We start from the raw sequence: 19,353 nt of genomic DNA, 5'->3' as shown, positions 1-19,353 counted from the left end.
GTGAGGTCTCGTGGAGGAAAAAGAGCGCAAACCGTTCAGACGCAGGCTGAGAGGCTTGACGGCGGTGGTGTTCCTGGTTTTCGGCATCCTGATCTTTAACCTGTGGCACTTGCAGATCGCGGAGGGTTCTTATTACGCGGCGATGGCGCGGGGGAATGTCATGAGGCTCGTACCTCTGCCGGCGACCCGCGGAGATATTGTGGACAGGAGCGGGGAACTCCTGGCGACCAGTGTGCCTGAATTCGCTTTGACCTTGGACTGGCTCGATCTGCAGAAATCGATGAGCGCGGACTGGAAGGATGTCATTTTGCGCTTGGCGGGCTTTGTCAAGCCTTACTGGCCGAATCAGGCCGAATCCGTCCAGAATATTGAAGAGGACATCCTGGTCATGATTCAAGACCATCAATGGGTGCGCTATCGGCCGATGACGATTCTGCAGAACGTGCCCAAGACGCTGCGCGCGACGGTGGCCGAACACCAGGAGGAACTGCCGGGAGTCAGCGTGGACGCGGTTCCTGTCCGTTATTACCCGCAGCACACTTTGGCCGGGCAGGTTCTCGGCTATGTCCGGCAGATCAGCAAAGGGGAGATCAGTCAGTTCGACGAGAATCCGGACGCTAAGAAGGCAGGTTTTCGTTACCAGCCGGGGGATATGGTCGGGAAGATGGGAGTGGAAAAAGCCTATGATTTTTGGCTGCGCGGTGTGGAAGGCGAAGAACAAGTCGAAGTGGACAACAATGCCCGTCCGGTGGCTAAGACAGTGCTCAAACAGCCTCAACCCGGAAAAACGATTCATCTGACCCTGGACGCCAAGCTCCAAAGTGTGGTCGAGAACTCACTGGAGCAGATCATTAAGGGGCTGCAGCGGCAGAATCCGAACGCCAAAGCCGGGGCGGCGGTGGTGATCGATGTCAACACCGGCCAGATCCTAGCCATGGCTTCCGAACCGGCTATGGATCCAAACGCTCTGATCGGAAATATCTCGGCGGCGACTGCCTACAAGTATTTTCAGGACAAAGACGCGGCTTCTTTCAACCGGGCTTTGACCGGGCTCTATGCGCCCGGCTCGACGTTTAAAATGATCACCGCCCTGGCGGCGCTCAAAGCCGGGGTCGTAACGCCGACCGAGACGATCAACGATGTCAAGTCTTCCTTGGGTTCGGCGTCCGCGCAGGCTCAGGGCTTCAGCGAATGGGGAGGCAACTATTTCGGGCAGGTGGATCTCTATAAAGCCATCGCCATGTCCTCGGACATCTATTTTCAGGTCGTGGGGGCCCGGGTTTTTAAGGCCAACCCCGGGCTGGTGAAGCAATTGGCCAATGAGGCGGGACTGGGTGAGTACAGCGGGGTGGACCTTCCGGGCGAGGCGAAGGGGATTGCGCCTTCTCCGGCTTGGAAGAAAGCTTATTATGAACCCTATTACAAGAAATTGCTGCAGGAGAAACTGGCCGCTATTGAAACAAAATACGGCGCCGAGATCTCTAAGGCGACGGATGCAAAGCAAAAAGCCAAGCTGCAGCAGGAAGAGGCGGTGCAAAAGAACGACGCCAATGTCTGGTATAATCAGATGGTGGCCCAAAATGTCGATTGGCACCTTTACGACAGCTTCAACAACGCCATCGGACAAGGATATAACTATTATACGCCCTTGCAGCTGGCGAATTATGTGGCGACTATTGTTAACGGAGGGAAGCATTATCAACCCTACATTGTCAATGAAATTACGGATCCGGTGACCGGGAAAGTGATCAGGCAGTACCAGCCCAAACTTTTAAACACCCTTGATGTTTCCCAGAAAGATTTGGATATTGTCAAGAAAGCCATGTCCGATACGACCGCCTATGGAACGGGAGCCATCTTCGGGGATGTGCCCGGGTTTTCCGGCGGGGCCAAGACGGGAACAGCCCAGCTGGGTTCAAAGAATACTCTGGCCGCTCAGACGTACAACGGGACGTTTGTCGCCTTTGCGCCCTACAATCATCCTCAGATCGCCTTCGCCGGAGTTGTCGAATATGCCAATCACGGGGTGGATTCAGCCGGAATGGTGTGTAAGGCGGCTTTTAAGGCATATTTCGGTTGGAAATAACCAAGCGGGGTTGAAAAAACGAGGAAATTGGTCCTCGTTTTTTTCATTGGGAAAAAGGGAATTCCCCTCAGCCTGTAGAACTTATATCAGCGTTCAGAGATCAATACGCGTCGAACATGGACGAGCACTCCCAAAAAACGTAAAAATTCTCAGACACTGGAGGACTGGCTTTGACCCGAATGGAACACATCGCTTTGAAGGGGACCCGGGACGGACTCATACTTTATTTTGATCCGGGGGTGGAGTTCAGCGTTGTATTGGAAGAATTGACAAGGTATTTGAGGGAATCGACGGAGTTCTTGCGGGGGGCGTCTGTGCGCTGCTTTGCCGGAGAGAAGGGATATTCCGATGAGGAGTTACGGGCTCTGAGCGAACTGTTAGGCGAGTATCGGGTGGAACTCGCCGGGTGGCTGAAACCCGAAGAGGTCTATGCGGGTGCGGTCGTCCTGAATCCAAAGGAGTCTCCTCCCTGGCAGGAAGAGGGGATGGCGGAAGGGTCGTGTCTTTTTGTCGATCGGACTCTGCGTTCCGGCCATAGCGTTCAGTACGAGGGAAATGTTGTAGTTTTGGGGGACGTTAACCCCGGAGCTGAGATTGTTGCCGGCGGAAATATCGTGGTTTTAGGAACCTTGCGCGGGGTGGCGCATGCCGGCGCGGCCGGTGACAGGGGGGCAAGTGTGAGTGCGGGCCATTTGATGCCGACTCAGCTGCGTATTGCGGATCTGGTCGCCAGGGGTCCCGATGAGGAAACGGAGACCGTGGGACCGGAAATTGCCCGAATAAAGAATGGCCAACTCTTCGTCGAACGCTTAACCGGCACGATGTGGAGAAGTTCGTTAAGATAAGGGAGGTAGTAAGGAAACATGGGTGAGGTAATTGTCGTGACTTCCGGCAAAGGTGGCGTGGGCAAAACCACGACCACGGCTAATCTGGGAACGGGGCTGGCTTCTGCCGGGCAAAAGGTGGTCCTCGTTGATACCGATATCGGTTTGCGCAATCTGGATGTGGTTATGGGTCTGGAAAATCGAATCGTCTATGACATTGTCGATGTGACGAGCGGCAACTGCCGCCTGCGGCAGGCCTTGATTAAGGACAAGCGTTTTGAGAATCTCTATCTCTTGCCCGCGGCCCAGACGAAAGATAAGACGGCGGTAAGCCCGGAGCAGATGAAGGTCTTGAGCGACGAGCTGAGGACAGACTTCGATTACGCTATTATTGACTGTCCCGCGGGAATCGAGCAGGGCTTCAAAAACGCGATTGCCGGGGCGGATCGGGCGGTGGTCGTGACCACTCCGGAAATGAGTGCCGTACGGGACGCCGATCGCATCATCGGTCTCTTGGAGGCGTCCGAGTTGAGCAATCCGCGTTTGATCATCAACCGGATCCGGCCGCTCATGGTTAAACACGGGGACATGATGGACATGGCGGACATTCTGGATATTTTAGCCATAGAGCTTTTGGGAGTCGTGCCTGAGGACGAGAGTATCATTGTCTCGACGAACAAGGGAGAGCCGGCTGTGCTGGACCGCGGGTCAAAAGCCGGCGAGGCTTACCGGCGGATTACGAGGCGTATTCGCGGTGAGCAGGTTGCGCTCATGAACCTGGATATACCTGACGGACTGATGAATAAATTCAAGAAGCTGCTTGGCTTACACTAGGCACCCGGTTAGGAGGGGAGGATATGTCCTTGTTGGAATTCATTAACCGCATGTTGGGCAAGGAGAACACCTCAAGCAAGAATATTGCCAAAGAGCGTCTGCGCCTTGTTCTCGTTCATGATCGGGCCAGTATTTCCCCCCAGATGCTCAACAAGCTGAAAGAGGATCTTATTCGGGTGATCTCTAACTATATGGATATCGATGAATCGTGTATGGAGGTCAACCTGAGCCAAGATGACCGGGAGGTCGCCTTGGTAGCCAGTATCCCGATCACCCGCATGAAACGGGATTACTCCGTTAGGAGCTGAGGAGAAAAAAGCCGGGGCCAGTTTGGGGCGAGAGGCCAAGAATGATCCAATTTAGCGCGGATTCTTTATTGCGCCGAAGAATATGCGATAAATCAACGCGAACTCCTTATTGCGGAGGAGAATGTGCTATAATGGTTGCGGCGACAAATACAAGCTGCGTGTAAAAGGGGATAACTCATGTCCGAGTGGCGCATTTTCCGAAACCTCGACTTTTTGTTTCTGCTCTTCTTCGGCCTCCTTTTGGGAGCGAGTCTGTTTATTCTCAGTACGGCCTCGCTGAACGTGGACCCGGGTCATCCGTATCACTATGTCAAACTGCAAGCGGTTTGGATCGTGACGGGTCTGGTCTTGGTCGCGGCGGTCGCAGCCTTTGATTACGAGAAAATACGCAGGTTTACCTGGGCCCTGTACGGCATCAATCTGATACTTCTGGCGGCGGTTCTTTTTGTGGGATCAAGCGCTAAAGGAGCGACGCGTTGGATTCCGATCACGTCCACGGTCTCGATCCAACCGTCGGAGTTCGCTAAGCTCTTTATCATCATTACCCTGGCGGACTTTCTGGCGAAGCGGCAAGGAAAACTCAACCGCTTCCGGGACTTCCTGGCGCCGTTTCTTTTCGTACTGGTCCCGCTGGTTTTGGTTTATAAGCAGCCGGACTTGGGAACATCCATGGTTTTCGTCGCCATCTTTATCGTCATGATGTTTGTCGCCGGGGCGAATCCCCGGAAGTTCGGCTCACTGGTGCTGGGGACGGTCCTGGTGGTCGGCTTGGCTCTTTGGCTTCATTTCGCACACGGCTTGCCGCTTCCCCTCAAGGACTATCAGCTGCAGCGCCTGATCATTTTTGCGAACCCGGCGGCGGATACCACAGGAGGCGGCTATCATGTGACCCAATCGATCTGGGCCATCGGTTCGGGAGGGTTGTGGGGCAAGGGTTACCGGCAGGGTACTCAGGGACGGTTTAATTTTTTGCCCGAGCACCATACGGATTTTATCTTTTCGATCGTCGGTGAAGAGTTTGGTTTTATCGGGGCCGTGACTCTCTTGTTTATCTATTTGATTTTCATCCTCAGGGCGGTGGGCATCGCCGCCAAATCCCGGGATCTGTACGGGATGCTGCTTTCGACCGGGGTGGTTGCCATGTTCGTTTTTCACATTCTGATCAATGTCGGGATGACCTCCGGAATCATGCCGGTTACCGGGATTCCCTTGCCTCTGATCAGTTACGGGGGGAGCACCATGTGGGCCAATATGGCGGCGGCGGGATTACTTTTGAGCGTTAATCTGAGGCGGCAGAAGCTTTTGTTCTAATCTGTCCGGGGAAAAAGACCAAAGTGGGTGGTCTTTTTTTTTGTCCTCTTTCATAGGGTTGAAGTAGGAGGTGTACGAGCCTCGCCAATGCGTTGTGAAGTGAGGGGACGCCGGATGAACCCGTATGAACGCTGGGATGACTGGGAATGGGAGAAAGCGGTGCAGGAGCTCGGCCGGGGGCGAAACGCGCGCCCGCCCGCGAGGGCCAAAACGGCGAGGGGTCGCCGGGGTTGGCAAGGAGCTTTTGATCACTGGACAGGGGGGCAGAAGAAGACCCTGCTGGCCGCCTTGTTTTTTCTTACGGTTTTTTTCGGTTCCGGGGGAAGAGATCCTTTGTCCGTAGGGGTCGCGGGTGCTTACCGGGCGGCCATGGCCGGCGGCAACTACTTCTTTTCTCTGAACGGAATGGCCAAAGAAGTCATGGGTCTGGGAGGGATCACGAATCCCGCCCTGCCTGTGGATGCCAGTATGGAGGGCAGGTTTTATCCGCCGGTCTCGGGGAAAGTCGTGGCCGGTTTCGGACAGAGGGACAGCAGCGGAGCCGTTCTGGAAGGGATCGATGTCGCCAGTTCGCTGGGGACCCCGGTCGTTTCACCTTATGACGGGGTTGTGAGTGCGGTCACTATGGACCCCAGGCTGGGCAAGGTGGTCAAGTTGGATCTGGGAAACGGCTGGAGCACCGTCTTGGGCAATTTGGGCGACGTGGCCGTGACCCGGGGAGAACGGGTGAAGCAAGGCCAAACCGTGGGGACGGTGGGTTTGTCGGCACCCTTGAAAGAGCCGTGGCTCCATTTTGAACTGCGCAAAGACAACAGGCCGTTAAATCCCTTGCCCTATTTGATTCCTCCTCCGGGCAAACCCTAATCTGATCTCCGGGGCAGCCGTTCGGCTGTTCATAACAACGACGCACCGAAAACGGGGTTTGGGGGTGTAGAGGTTGCAGGTGGGAACGATAGGCGGCGTTCAGCTCAAAGTGCATCCCACTTTTTTCGTGATGCTGGCCTTTTACTGGGTTTTGGGGCTGGGACCCCAGGCTCTTCTGGTCTTTGCCCTGGTGATAGGGCATGAAACGGCCCATGTGCTGGTGGGAAAGGCCCATGGCATCAGGGTGAAGGGGCTGGAAATCTTTCCTATGGGCGGGGTGGCGCTCTGCGATGATGTCTTCGAAGGGCGTAAACGTGAGGAGGCTCTCATGGCCTTGGCAGGGCCGTTTTTTAATGCGGCGCTTCTGGGCACGGCAGAAGTCTTGCGCCGGCAGGGGCTATGGCAGGGCCTCTGGGCGGCGGATTTTATTCGCTACAATTTTTGGCTGGCGGTTTTCAATCTCCTGCCGGTTCTACCCCTGGACGGCGGCAGGGTGTTAAGAGCACTCTTGTCTGGTTCGTTCGGATTTGTCAAGACGACACGGTTTCTGGCCCGGGCGGGGCAGTGGCTGGGGGGCGGTTTAGCCGTTTTGGCGCTCACGATTTGGGCCCGGAGCGGCTTGCGGGAAGGACCTCTCTTTTTCCTCTTCTTGGCGGGTTTTTTTTGGCTGGCAGCCGGGAAGGAGGTTGCGACGGCGCGGCTGGTTTTTCTGCGCCAGCTTACGCACAAGAAGGAGGACCTGGTACGCAAGGGGCTGATGCCCAGCCGCTGGCTGACCGTCCGCAGGGAAGTTCCCTTGGTCCGGGTCGTGGAAGAGTTGACGCCGGATAGTTATGCGCTGGTTTCCCTGGCCGGGCCCGAATTTGATGCGGCAGGAACCTTGACGGAGACGGAAATTTTAGAGGGGATGATTCGGGAAGGGATCCATTACCCCGTAGGCAAGCTTTATGAAACGAGATAGTTGTGCTATAATATATAGCCACAACGGACAGGCAGCGTGACCGCACGGAATGGGTAAGGGTGGCTGGCTGCTCCGGCTCGGGCGAAAAACTACGGGAGGAAATTCGAACAGAATGTGTGAACAGAACGCCGCGGAGATCCGGCGAAAGGTTGACCGTTTTTTGACGCGAGTGTTGAAACCGGGGCGTTATCTCGGCGCGGAATGGAATTCTATTCATAAAGAGTGGGAGAGTACCCGGGTCCATATGGCGTTTGCCTTCCCGGATGTGTATGAGGTGGGGATGTCCCATCTGGGGACGCGGATCCTCTACCACCTGGTTAATTCGTTTCCGGATTTTCTCTGCGAGCGCGTGTTCGCTCCTTGGGTGGATATGGAAGCACGGCTGCGGGAAAACGAGGTGCCTTTGTATGCCTTGGAATCTTTCCGGCCTCTCAAAACTTTTGACGTTTTGGGTTTCACCCTGCAATACGAACTGAGCTTTACCAACGTCCTCAACATGTTGGATTTGGCGGGCATTCCTCTGCGGTCCGGAAAGCGAAAAGCGGGGGACCCTTGGGTGATCGCGGGAGGACCTTGTGCCTTTAACCCGGAACCGCTTGCTCCCTTCATAGACTTTTTCCTGCTGGGAGAGAGCGAGGAACAGCTGCCGCAGGTTTTAGACCTGATGGCGGAGCAGAAGGAAAATCCCCGGCCGAGGGCAGATTTTTTGCGGCGAGTGGCTCAGGTTCAAGGCGTCTACGTTCCGGAGTTTTATCAAGTCAGTTACCGGGAAGACGGGCGGGTGCAAGGGATCGAGGCGGAACCCGGGGTGCCCCGGGTTGTGGAAAAGGCCATTGTCAAAGATCTGGATCAGGCCTTTTTCCCCACAGAGCCGATTGTACCCTACTTGGAGATCGTCCATGACCGGATGATGCTTGAGGTGATGCGGGGTTGTTCCCGGGGATGCCGTTTCTGTCAGGCTGGGATGATTTATCGGCCCGTGCGGGAACGATCCCCGCAGACGCTTTTGGGACAGGCCGAAAAACTGGTGCGTTCCACCGGTTATGAAGAGATTTCTCTGACCTCGCTGTCTTCGGGGGATTACTCTTGCATCCGCCCGGTCGTGGGCGATATTCTCGCCCGCTACGGCGGGGAGTGGGTGGGGGTATCTCTCCCTTCCCTCCGGATCGATTCTTTTGACGTCGAATTAGCGGCTCAGGTGCAGAAAGTCCGCAAGTCAGGTCTGACTTTTGCGCCCGAGGCCGGAACGCAGCGCCTGCGCAACGTGATTAATAAAGGAGTGACGGAAGAGGACCTGATGGCGGCGGTGGGGGCCGCTTTCCGCGCCGGCTGGTCCGGAATTAAGCTTTACTTTATGATTGGGCTGCCGACGGAAACCCAGGAAGACTTGGATGGGATGGTGGCTTTGGCTGCCAAGGTGCTGGATTTGGGCAAGCGGTCAGGAGTGCGCAATATGCGGCTCACGGTTTCCGTCAGCTCTTTTGTGCCCAAGAGCCATACTCCTTTTCAGTGGGAACCCCAAGAGCGGCAGGCTTCTCTGGCCCAAAAGCAGCAGTATCTCAAAGAACGTTTGCGAGATCGGCGGATCAAATTTAATTATCACGATGTGGCCACCAGCTTTTTGGAAGCGGTGTTTGCCAAGGGGGATCGCCGTTTGGCCGATGTCCTGGAACATGCCTGCCGGGCCGGCTGCCGTTTTGACGGCTGGACGGAGCAGTTCCGTTACGGGCTCTGGCAGGAGAGTTTCCGGGAGCTGGGGCTGGATCCCGGCTTCTACGCCAACCGGACCTTGGACTATGACGATGTCTTGCCTTGGGATCATTTGGAGTCGGGGGTGAGCAAGAAGTTCTTAATGCAGGAACACTGGAAAGCCCTCCGGGAAGCGAACACGCAAGACTGCCGGTTCGCGGAGTGCACCGGCTGCGGGGTCTGTCCGGGGAGAGGGGTCAGGATCGATTTGAAAGGGTGAGCTTTATGCGGCTGAGAATTGCCTATTCCAAAATGGAAGCGGCCAAATTTATTGCGCATTTGGATTTAGCCCGGGTTTTTGAAAGGGCGATGCGGCGGGCGCAGATCCCTGTGGCTTATTCGGAGGGATTTAACCCGCACCCCAAGATCTCTTTTGGTTCGGCTTTGGCAGTGGGAGTTGAGGGGCAAAAGGAATATGTGGACATCGAGCTCAGGCAGGAGATGGATATCCGGGAGATCCTGGGAAGGCTGCAGGAACAGCTGCCTTCCGGAATCCGCCTGCTCGAGGGGAGCGTTGTAGCTCCGGGGAGCAAAGCCCTGATGGCCATTCTGAATTCTGCCGGTTACCTGATCAGGGTGCCCATGGCCCTGCCCATTGGGCCGGAGCGGTTGAGGGAAGGGGTTCAGGCCTGGCTGGGGCGCGGACATATTCCCTACGCCCGCTACAGCAAAAGAGGCCCGACCGAAAAAGATATCCGACCCTGGGTCAAGCGGTTGACGGCTGAGATCGAGGGAGAGGAAGTGGTTCTGGAATTGGAGGTCGAGGTGGGCAACAGCGGCGGTGTCCGCCCGGAGGAAGTGCTGGCCAGCCTGCGGGAACTGGAAAATCTCCCTTTTGACCTTGAGGCTGCCCGCATCCGGCGAACGGGGATCTATGTTCAGTACCGGGGACAAAACTATTCTCCCTTGGATACACCCAAGGGGCCGGGAGCGAAGTCCGAAGCCCGCTAGAGCCGGCGGGCGAAAACGAAAGGAAGGAACCGGTTTTTTGAGGGAAATCATTCTCCAAGGGCAAGCAGAGAAGCTGCGGGCCGCGCTGTTTGAAGATAACGAGTTAGTGGAAGTGTTTGAAGGGGAAGAGTCCGGCGGCCTGGTCGGAAATATTTACCTGGGCAGAGTTGAGAACGTTCTTCCCGGGATGCAGGCCGCCTTTGTGGATATCGGCCTGGAAAAAACGCCTTCCTTTACGTGGGGGATGCGGTGCCCCCCCGTACTCTGGACGAAGAAGAGCGGCCGATCGTCCCGCCCGACGTTCGGGTGGAACAGGTTTTACGGCCCCGTCAGCAGCTTCTGGTGCAGATTGTGAAAGAGCCTGTGGGGAATAAAGGAGCCCGGGTGACGACGAACCTGACCTTGCCGGGACGATACACGGTCTTGGTGCCGCAGGTGGACTATGTGGGCGTGTCCCGTAAGATCCTGGACCCGGAGGAGCGCGAGCGTTTAAGAAGCTTGGCGGTTGAGGTTCGGCCCGACGGTATGGGAGTGGTCGTGCGCACTTTGGCGCAAGGGATTGCCCGGGAGGAAATCCGGGAGGATCTCGGGCACCTGGCCGGACTGTGGCGGCGCTTGCAGGAGAAAAAGGCGACCGCGCCGGTTCCGGGATTGCTGCACCGGGATCTGGAATTGATTTTACGCTTAGTTCGCGATCTCGTGGATCGAGAAGTCACGAAAATCACCGCGGACCGGGAAGAAGTGGCCGGGATCATGCGCGAGGCCCTGGCGGACATCGGGCATCCGGCCTCAAGGGCTGTCTCGGTTGACTTGAGCGGCAGCCTTTTTTCCCGTTATGGGGTCGATGATGAGGTGCGCAAGGCCTTGCGCCCGAAAGTATGGCTGAAAAGCGGCGGCTATTTGGTCGTCAACAGTACGGAAGCCTTGGTCGCCATTGACGTCAACACCGGAAAGTATGTGGGGAAGCGCTCTTTGGCGGAGACGGTCCTGCGCACGAATCTGGAGGCGGCGAAGGAGGTCGCCCGGCAGCTGCGCCTGCGCAACCTGGGAGGTATCATCATTATCGATTTTATTGACATGGATGCGGCCGCGGACCAAGAGCGGGTCTTGCAGGCCTTGGCAGAAGCTTGCCTGCCGGACCGGATCAAGTGTCACATTCTGGGTCTTACTCAGCTGGGGTTGGTGGAGATGACGCGCAAGAAAGTGGGCCGGACGCTGGCCGCGCGCTTTACGAAACCCTGCCCGGTTTGTGACGGGCACGGATACATAACCCCGGGATCCCGTCAAAGTTAACGGGCGAGCCTTGCAAGTGCTAAGCAAACCTTTCAGGCAAAGGAGCGTCCCCGCACGCGGAAGGCGCGGCGTTAGGACGCGCCTCAGACGTCACATAATCCGTTAACGTTTGACAAAATAAAAGCAAACGTGTTAAAATAACAAAATGTGGTGGCTCTCTGCCGCAACCGCGCGCAACAGGTCGACAATAATTTTCCCCGGCCGGGATACTTCTCGCCGCGGGGGGAAAATTAACCTGCTCTGGCGAGTCTGGGATAGAGGAGGTGTTAGGATGTATGCAGTAATTGAGACCGGAGGCAAACAATTCCGGGTTAAACAAGGGGATACTCTGAAGGTGGAGAAACTTAAGGCCAATGTCGGTGACATTGTGACGATTGAGAAAGTCCTGCTCGTCGAACAGGATGGCGTGGTCAAAGTGGGAACCCCCGTTCTTGCCGGCGCAAAAGCCCTTTTAAAGGTTGTTGAACATGGCAAAGGGGAGAAGATCATTGTCTTCAAATACAAGCCCAAAAAGAACTACCGCCGTAAACAAGGACACCGGCAGCCTTACACAAAGGTCCTTGTCGAGGCGCTCGAAGCGTAGGTTGGGCACCCCCGGGGAAGAGAGCCGTATGGAGTTTCGGGCTAAGCCGAAGAGACTCTGTTTCTCCGCCTGGGTTGACTCCGAAGGGTTTATCCATGGGTTTGAGCTGAGCGGCCATGCCGGATTTGCCGACCCCGGCCAAGATGTCGTCTGTGCGGGAGTTTCGGCTTTAAGCATCGCCGCCGTCAACGGGCTTGAACATTTTCTCAGTGTTCCCCCGCAGGTGCGGGAGGGCACGGGTTTTCTTGCTTGCAGCCTCGGTCCGCTGGGCGGGGAGGAATTTTCCCGGGCACAGTGGATCCTGGAAACCCTGAGGCTGGGCCTGGAGGGGATCCGGGCGGCTTATGGAGACGAATATCTGATGATTGAACAGAGGAGGTGGACTCCGTGTTAAGAATGGACCTGCAGCTTTTCGCCCATAAAAAAGGGGTGGGGAGCTCCCGTAACGGCCGTGACAGTGCGGCCCAGCGCCTTGGCGTAAAACGGGGCGACGGTCAGTTTGTTTTGGCGGGAAACATCATCGTGCGCCAGCGCGGCACGAAATTTCACCCGGGCAAAAATTGCGGCCTCGGCAAAGACGATACTCTCTTCGCCTTGACCGATGGCTACGTGAAATTCGAACGCAAGGATCGCAAACGCAAACAGGTGAGTATTTATTCTGAACGCCCGGTTGCTCAAGTACAATAACCTGAAAATCTAAACCCCCGGGATAGCCCCCGGGGGTTTTTCGGTTTATCCTACCCAAAAAGTACCAGTATCCCGCAGGATAAGAAAACTTGCGTCAGCCGCCTGCGCCGGAGGGCTTGGCGCCGGCCGAGTTTTCGAGTTTACGGTTTCGGATCTCGTGAGAAAGGGCATGGCTATGGATAGGGATTGTGATGAGCGGTTAGCGGAAAAACTACTGACTGAGCAACTGGCCTGGTACCGGTTGCAGCGGCATGATTTTATGAACCATTGGCAGGTAGTCATGGGGTATCTGCAGCTCAAACAGGCTGATAAGGCTTTAGCCTACTTGAGAGGGATCACGGATAGCGAGAGGGCGGAACAGCGGCTTGGCCGGATCCCGGAGCCTTATGTAGCAGCGGTTTTGCTGGGGCTCATTCTGCGCTTGCGCCAGGAAGAGATAGCCTGTGAAGTTGAGTTGGCGGAGGAACCGCAAGGGGATACTTTTTGGCGGGCACCGCGGCAGCCCGGGTATGCCGAGTCTTTGTACGGGTACACTACTGAGTGTCTGGCTTTGGGGCGCTCTTACCTCCCGGCGTGTCCCTCCCTGGAGGCCCGGGTCATTCTTACGGCCGCCGGAAAGGAATTGGAGGTCTCGTTTGAATTGTATCGCCGGGAAACGCACGGCGAAAGCCGGGGAGAGAAGATCGGGGAATGGCTAGCCGGGAAGAAGTGGCGGCAGAACCGGCCGGCGGATCTTTAAGAGGCGCGGGTCCCGGCGCCGCAGCGGCGCCTGCGTCGGATGGGCAATGGCATGCGGATCCCGCTGGGGCAACGACACTGCCGCTGGGCTGTTTCAGGCCGTGAACGCGCAGACGACGCCTTGAGCCTCGCCGACCCGGTCAGTCCGAGGCGCGGACTGTCTGCAAACGCGCCCGGAAGAGTCAGAAAAAGGTAGAGGAGTCTCTAAGAATGTTTTACGATCAGGCTGAAATCTATGTGAAGGGCGGGGACGGCGGGGCCGGAGCGGTGGCTTTCCGCCGCGAAAAATATGTGCCGGAAGGCGGCCCGAGCGGCGGGGACGGCGGGCGCGGCGGCAGCGTGGTTTTGGTGGCTGACCGGGGGCTCAGAACTCTGGTGGATTTTCGCTACAAGCGTCACTACAAGGCGGAGCGGGGCGAGCACGGCCAGGGCAAGAACATGCACGGTAAAGGGGCCGAGGATCTGTGTCTGCGGCTGCCGGCGGGAACTTTGGTGAAAGACGCGGTTACCGGGGAAGTGCTGGCCGACCTGGTCGAAGACGGGCAGCGGGCAGTTGTGGCTCAAGGAGGACGGGGCGGGCGGGGGAATGCCCGTTTTATGAGCAATACCAACAAGGCCCCGACTTTTGCCGAAAACGGAGAACCGGGCAAGGAACGGCGGCTGCTCCTGGAGCTCAAACTCCTCGCGGACGTGGGTTTGGTCGGCTTTCCCAACGTGGGCAAGTCGACTCTCATTGCTAAAGTATCGGCGGCCAAGCCCAAAATAGCGCCTTACCATTTTACGACGCTGGTGCCGAATCTCGGGGTGGTTCGTCTGGCTGACGGGGAAAGCTTTGTCATGGCTGATATTCCCGGGCTGATCGAGGGAGCGCACAGCGGGGCGGGTTTGGGGTATGAGTTCCTGCGCCATACCGAGCGGACCCGTCTGCTTTTGCATGTCTTGGATGTTTCCGGTTCGGAAGGGCGTGATCCCTTGGAGGACTTTCGTCTGATTCAGAACGAACTGGCTCAGTACAATTCCTTCTTGGCCGAACGCCCGATGATGATCGTCGCCAACAAAATGGACATGCCGGGAGCGGAGGACAATCTGGCACGCGTGCGTGCGGCTTTGGGCATAAGTTATGAGATATTTCCGGTTTCCGCCCTGACCGGGGAAGGACTGGGCGAACTCCTGGGTCGAGTCGGGCAAAGGCTCCCCGGGCTTCCGGTGCCGGAGCCGGTGGTCCGGGCCGAAGAGGGGCACCGTTTGACCAAAGCCGGCCCGTCGGAGAGGTTCGAAATCGGACGGGATGAGGACGGTGTTTTTATCATCCGGGGCCGCGAGGTCGAACGCCATGTGGCCATGACTCACTTTGAAAGCGAAGAAGGCGTTTACCGCCTGCAGACAATCCTGCGCGTCATGGGCGTTGACGAGGCTCTGCGGGCGCGCGGCATTCGCGCAGGTGATAAAGTGCGAATCAAAGGATTGGAATTCGAGTGGCAGGAGTAGGCTGGATCAGAGGCCGGATTAAGATAATTCGAACCAAGATGAATGTGGTTCCCCGGCCGGAAGAGAAATAGGAAGCGGCAGGCGGGCGTTTTAATTCTCTTTTAATGGGGGTTTCCTTATATTTTAAGAGAAATCAGATACAATATCCTCTAGGGGTGTAAAAAGGAGGATCATTGTATGTGCGGAATTTGCGGGCTTCTGACCGGCACCCAACGGGTTGATATGCCGTTGCTGCGGGTGATGACCGGTTCGCTGCAACATCGCGGGCCGGACGAAGAAGCCTTCTATGTGGGAAGAAACATCGGTTTAGGGTTTAGGCGCCTGGCGATTGTGGAGCGGGGGGCCGCACACCAGCCGTTTCAAAACGAAGGGGGCCACATTCGCGTCGTCTTCAACGGGGAGATTTATAATTATAAATCTCTCAAGGAAAGCCTGGGCAAACGGGGGCATCGCTTCGGCCAGGGCGGGGACGGAGAAGTGATTGCTCACCTGTACGAAGAATACGGATTCACCTTTCCGGCCCATTTGCGGGGGACCTTTGCCTTGGCTCTCTGGGACGGGCGCCGGCGGCGTTTGCTGCTCAGCCGGGATCGACTGGGGGTTAAGCCTCTCTACTTTTATCTGAACGAAAGCCGCAGCGATCTCTGCTTCGCTTCGGAGTTAAAGGCTTTGCTGCACGGAGTGGAAGATCCTCAAGTGGACTTGGAGGCTTTGGACCAATACCTGAGTTACCGTTATGTTCCGGCGCCCTATACCCTTTTCAGACACATTCGCAAACTTGAGCCCGGGACCAGCCTCATCGTCGGCTGGCGGGGCGAGCGTTTGGATGCCCGCCGGGTGAGATACTGGCGTTTGCCGGAGGAATCTCTGGCTCTGTCCATGTCCGAGGCCGTGCAGAGAGTGGACGAAGCCTTGAACGATGCCTGGCAGATCCGCTGGCCTGAGGAGGTGCCGGCCGGGTACTTTTTCAGCGGCGGACTTGATTCGGCCGGGCTGGCGGCCTTGCATCAAAAATCGCGCGCAGAACCTGCGCGTACCTATGCGGTGGGTTTTGAGCAGCCGGAGAAGACGCGTGATTATCGTTATTTCTCGGAACTGGAGCAGGCCAGGGCTGCGGCCAAGCTCTTGGGAACGGTGCACAGGGAACGGCTTGTGACTCGGCGCGAAGTGGAGGAGAGGCTGGCCGAGGTCATTTTGGCTATGGATGAGCCGATTGCCGATCCGACCGCGCTGCCGCTCTATTTCCTGGCGGAATTTGCCGCCGCCGCGGGAGAAAAAGTGATTTTTTCCGGTGAGGGGGCGGACGAACTTTTCGGCGGGTACACGGTCTACCGGGAACCGCTGCAATGCCGGCGCTACCGGGCCCTGCCGGGCTGGCTGCGCGCTTGTGCCGAAGGTGCTTTTCCCGCGCAGACGAGGCGCTTCAGTCTCAGCCTGCCGGAAAGATATTTTGGTGTGGGCGGGCTGTTGCGTCCGGATCACAAAGAGGGGCTGTATCGGCCGGATGTCTGGGCCGAACTGCGAGTTAAGTCCTTTCACGGTCTGGAAGAGTTAGGGGATGAACATTGGCCTGAGGAACAGCGTATGCTGCGCTTTGATATGCTTTCCTGGCTGCCGGAGAATACACTCATGAAGTCGGATAAGGTGACGATGGCCCATAGCTTGGAAATCCGCCTGCCGTATCTTGACCATCATTTGGTCGAACTTGGCGTCGCCTTGCCCCTCAACTTCAAGGTTTCCCACCGGGAAAGCAAAACTGTGCTCAGGCAGGCTTTGCGGGCTTACCTGCCCCGGGAAATCTGGCAGCGGCCCAAGAACGGCTTCCCGGTTCCGGTCACCGCCTGGATGCAGGGAGAATGGCGGGAGAAAATGCTGGAGGTTATTCTGGACCCGGCGGCCGGTATCGGGCGCTACTTTAGGTGGGATGCCCTGGCTGAGCGTTTCACGGGTCCCCTGTCTTCCCGGTCGGCCCGCCTTATGTGGGCTCTGTACACTCTGGAAGTCTATCTGGGCTATATACGCTCGGAAATAAGGGGCCGGAGGGGAATCCCAAGCTCAGAGCGGAGGAAGGCGGAGGGGGACCGGGGAGAGTCGATGTTATCTACCCCGCTTCGGTGGGGTTAAACTCAGAGTTCGGCCGTCATTGTCCACCGGACAATGACGGCTTCAGCTGCCGCTTTCCCCCTTTCTTCACTGAAGTTTCACTGGCTTTTAATCGAGTTTTAATCTGCGCGGTGTATCCTTATCAGCAAACACATGATGGACATAAAGAACGAAGAAGTGCCAATAATCTTGTCAATACACGACCAAGTGAACATTTTCCGTTCTTTTGCAGGAGGTGGATGACTTGAAGTGCCCATTATGCAACGGACATAATTCGGGTCGAATCGGTCGTGATCGTTATTTTTGTCACGACTGCTGTCATGAATGGACGGAAAAAGGCAAAAGGATCCGTGTTTTTCGGATTGCCGAGGATGGGCGGGTCATCCGGGTTGCCGTCAAGAGGAAACTGGTGACCGCATGAGTGGGAGGCCGGAGGGTGAAGCGCCCCTGAACGTTTTATTGGTCGAAGACGACCGCGCCATTGCCAAAGTTATCAGTATGGAACTGCAGCACCAGGGGCATCACGTGAGCCTCGCGGCCGACGGTAAGACAGGCCTGAGCCGGGCGATGGAATCGGATTGGGACATTGTCCTTCTCGACATTATGCTGCCATACCTGAGCGGATACGAAGTTTGCCGGGAGATCAGGCTGAAAAAAGACATTCCGATTCTCTTGCTGACGGCGAAGGGTGAAGTAAGGGATAAGGTCCTGGGCTTGGATCTGGGTGCGGACGATTACCTGACCAAACCGTTTGCCATGGATGAGCTCTTGGCCAGGATGCGGGCGGTGCTGCGTCGAAAAAACCCCCAGCCGCCGCGAGAACAGGGCGGTCTCAGGTTTCGCGAACTGGAGCTGGATCTTTTGGCTTATCGGGTGTATTTTTCCGGGCAGGAGATCCACTTGACTAAGAAAGAGTTCGAGCTGCTCGCTTTTTTCATGGAGCATCCGCAGCACGTTCTCTCCCGGGAAATGATTTTGGAAAATGTCTGGGGTTACGATTATTATGGCGATACGAATATCGTCGACGTCTACGTGCGTTTTTTGAGGGGTAAGCTCGACGAGCCGTTTCAAGTGCATTATCTGCAGACGGTGAGGGGAGTGGGCTATGTCCTCAGAGCGGAGGAATGACCGGGCCAAGGCGCGCTCTTTGTTAGATCGCCCGAGGTTGGGATTGGTTTGGAAAATTACGTTTTGGTATATGCTCTTGCTCTTGGTGACGGTGCTGATGCTTTCCGCCCTGACTTTCTGGGTGAACCGGGAGGCTTTGCTGCAAGAGAAAAGGCAGGCCCTGGAGACCGCCGTGAGCCAGGTTATCAGCGGCCTGAACGAAGGCCGTGACGGTCAGGTGACGGATATCCGCGACCCGGATGCCCTGAAAGGAAAAGTCCCCAAAGGGGCGGTGATTCAGCTGACGGACCCGAAGGGAGCTCTGATCCAGAAAAGCGGCGGGCTGAGATTGCAGCTTCCTGTGGCCGGAAGCGAAGGGCCGGAGATTCGTATCCTGCACGGGCAGGATGTCTATTATATGGCTCGTCCGGTTTTCTCAGGGGGTAAAGAGGTGGGTTGGCTGCAAGCGGCCATTGACTTGGAAGAGATCGAATTGGCGGAAAGAGTTCTTTTCCAGCAAATCTTCTGGTTAGTGGGGTCGGCCTTGATGCTGGCGGTCATCGGCGGCTTAATTCTTTCCCGCCAAGTGTTGCATCCCTTGGGAGATTTGAACCGGGAAATTTCCCGCTTGACGGCGGAGGATCTCAACCGGCGCCTGCCCCTGCGGGGAAACGGCGACGAACTGGATCAGCTGGGCCGGAATTTCAACCAGATGCTGCAGCGCTTGGAGAGGTCATTTAAGCAGCAGGAACAGTTTGTGGCCAACGCCTCACATGAGTTGAGGACTCCTTTGATGGTGATCAGCGGACACGCCGATATCCTGCAGCGCTGGGGGGCCGAAGAGCCCGAAGTGGTGCGCGATTCGGCCAAGGCTATCGGGGAAGAGACCCGGACCATGGCTAAACTGGTAGAGGATCTTTTGACCTTAGCGAGAGAGGATATGCGCTTAAACAGGGTCAAGTTGAATCTGGGCGAGGTGGTGGCGGAGGCGGCTGAAAACCTGCCGTTCCTGCAAACCCGGCACTTGGAGTACCGGTTGGACGATGTGGACATTTGCGGTGATGCCCTCTATCTCAGGCAATTGACCCGGATCCTCTTGGAGAACGCCGCCAAATATGTCCCGGAAGACGGAAAGATATTGTTGTCTGTGTTAAAGGAGAAAGAAGAGGCCAGACTGACCGTCGAGGACAATGGCCCCGGGTTGCCGCCGGACGCCTTGGAACGGATATTTGACCGTTTCTACCGGGTCGATAAGGCCCGCTCGCGTGAGGTGCCGGGTTACGGTTTGGGGTTGAGCATTGCGAAGAAAATTACGACGGCGCACGGCGGACGCATTTGGGCGGAGAACGTTATCCCGCATGGTGCGCGTTTTTGCATAGAACTGCCGCTGGAAAGTAAAGCGGAGCCCAGAAATCAGAAGCATGAAAGGCATAGCAAGCGGGAGACGGGAGGCAAAAAGTAACGGC

Annotated in this window: 17 protein-coding genes and 1 pseudogene; all 18 read left to right on the top strand. The window is 56.7% G+C overall.

The genetic code is table 11. From position 1 onward, the window contains the following. The first annotated feature begins 10 nt into the window (after window positions 1-10). Complete coding sequence (mrdA, locus tag MNU25_RS00270; protein ID WP_240983246.1) at window positions 11-2,086, top strand: penicillin-binding protein 2; 2,076 nt, start codon at window positions 11-13, stop codon at window positions 2,084-2,086. A gap of 170 nt (window positions 2,087-2,256) precedes the next feature. Further along, window positions 2,257-2,931, top strand: a complete 675-nt coding sequence (minC, locus tag MNU25_RS00265; protein WP_240983245.1) for a septum site-determining protein MinC — start codon at window positions 2,257-2,259, stop codon at window positions 2,929-2,931. Window positions 2,932-2,949: 18 nt separating this feature from the next. Next, window positions 2,950-3,744, top strand: a complete 795-nt coding sequence (minD, locus tag MNU25_RS00260; protein WP_240983244.1) for a septum site-determining protein MinD — start codon at window positions 2,950-2,952, stop codon at window positions 3,742-3,744. Between the two features lie 29 nt (window positions 3,745-3,773). Next, on the top strand, window positions 3,774-4,052 hold the full coding sequence (gene minE, locus MNU25_RS00255) for a cell division topological specificity factor MinE (RefSeq protein WP_240986671.1): 279 nt from the start codon (window positions 3,774-3,776) through the stop codon (window positions 4,050-4,052). Window positions 4,053-4,229: 177 nt separating this feature from the next. After that, window positions 4,230-5,363: a rod shape-determining protein RodA gene (gene rodA, locus MNU25_RS00250; RefSeq protein ID WP_240983243.1), complete on the top strand. Its 1,134-nt coding sequence runs from the start codon at window positions 4,230-4,232 to the stop codon at window positions 5,361-5,363. A gap of 114 nt (window positions 5,364-5,477) precedes the next feature. Beyond that, complete coding sequence (locus MNU25_RS00245) at window positions 5,478-6,227, top strand: murein hydrolase activator EnvC family protein (RefSeq protein WP_240983242.1); 750 nt, start codon at window positions 5,478-5,480, stop codon at window positions 6,225-6,227. Window positions 6,228-6,300: 73 nt separating this feature from the next. Then, window positions 6,301-7,188 (top strand): M50 family metallopeptidase, encoded by an 888-nt coding sequence (locus tag MNU25_RS00240; RefSeq protein WP_240983241.1) that lies wholly within the window; start codon window positions 6,301-6,303, stop codon window positions 7,186-7,188. 112 nt (window positions 7,189-7,300) lie between these two features. Then, complete coding sequence (locus MNU25_RS00235) at window positions 7,301-9,157, top strand: TIGR03960 family B12-binding radical SAM protein (RefSeq protein WP_240983240.1); 1,857 nt, start codon at window positions 7,301-7,303, stop codon at window positions 9,155-9,157. Beyond that, entirely contained in the window at window positions 9,154-9,888 is a 735-nt protein-coding gene (locus MNU25_RS00230) for a TIGR03936 family radical SAM-associated protein (RefSeq protein ID WP_240983239.1), read from the top strand. The genes MNU25_RS00235 and MNU25_RS00230 overlap by 4 nt, the downstream gene beginning before the upstream one ends. A gap of 37 nt (window positions 9,889-9,925) precedes the next feature. Beyond that, window positions 9,926-11,181: pseudogene (locus MNU25_RS00225) on the top strand (Rne/Rng family ribonuclease). A 271-nt stretch (window positions 11,182-11,452) separates the two neighbouring features. Next, the gene (gene rplU, locus MNU25_RS00220; protein ID WP_047827620.1) at window positions 11,453-11,764 is read left to right on the top strand and encodes a 50S ribosomal protein L21; all 312 of its coding nucleotides are present in this window, start codon (window positions 11,453-11,455) and stop codon (window positions 11,762-11,764) included. Window positions 11,765-11,792: 28 nt separating this feature from the next. Further along, a complete protein-coding gene (locus tag MNU25_RS00215) occupies window positions 11,793-12,158 on the top strand; it encodes a ribosomal-processing cysteine protease Prp (protein WP_240983238.1) in 366 nt (121 codons plus the stop codon). Next, window positions 12,152-12,451, top strand: coding sequence for a 50S ribosomal protein L27 (gene rpmA, locus MNU25_RS00210; RefSeq protein WP_240983237.1), 300 nt, complete (start codon window positions 12,152-12,154; stop codon window positions 12,449-12,451). Before MNU25_RS00215 ends, rpmA begins: the two co-directional genes overlap by 7 nt. Window positions 12,452-12,626: 175 nt before the next feature. After that, on the top strand, window positions 12,627-13,190 hold the full coding sequence (locus MNU25_RS00205; RefSeq protein ID WP_240983236.1) for a Spo0B domain-containing protein: 564 nt from the start codon (window positions 12,627-12,629) through the stop codon (window positions 13,188-13,190). A 209-nt stretch (window positions 13,191-13,399) separates the two neighbouring features. Then, entirely contained in the window at window positions 13,400-14,677 is a 1,278-nt protein-coding gene (obgE, locus tag MNU25_RS00200) for a GTPase ObgE (RefSeq protein ID WP_240983235.1), read from the top strand. A gap of 177 nt (window positions 14,678-14,854) precedes the next feature. After that, window positions 14,855-16,801 carry an asparagine synthase (glutamine-hydrolyzing) gene (asnB, locus tag MNU25_RS00195; RefSeq protein ID WP_240983234.1) on the top strand — a complete coding sequence of 649 codons (1,947 nt, stop codon included), beginning with the start codon at window positions 14,855-14,857 and terminating at the stop codon, window positions 16,799-16,801. 396 nt (window positions 16,802-17,197) lie between these two features. Beyond that, complete coding sequence (locus MNU25_RS00190; protein WP_240983233.1) at window positions 17,198-17,908, top strand: response regulator transcription factor; 711 nt, start codon at window positions 17,198-17,200, stop codon at window positions 17,906-17,908. Next, window positions 17,886-19,349: a sensor histidine kinase gene (locus MNU25_RS00185; protein ID WP_240983232.1), complete on the top strand. Its 1,464-nt coding sequence runs from the start codon at window positions 17,886-17,888 to the stop codon at window positions 19,347-19,349. The genes MNU25_RS00190 and MNU25_RS00185 overlap by 23 nt, the downstream gene beginning before the upstream one ends. Window positions 19,350-19,353: the final 4 nt, after the last annotated feature.

The sequence above is a fragment of the Acididesulfobacillus acetoxydans genome, from assembly GCF_902729405.1.
GTDB lineage: Bacteria > Bacillota > Desulfitobacteriia > Desulfitobacteriales > Desulfitobacteriaceae > Acididesulfobacillus > Acididesulfobacillus acetoxydans.
The sequence above is the reverse complement of the archived record's forward strand: the minus strand, read 5'-3'. Positions and strand labels throughout refer to the sequence as shown.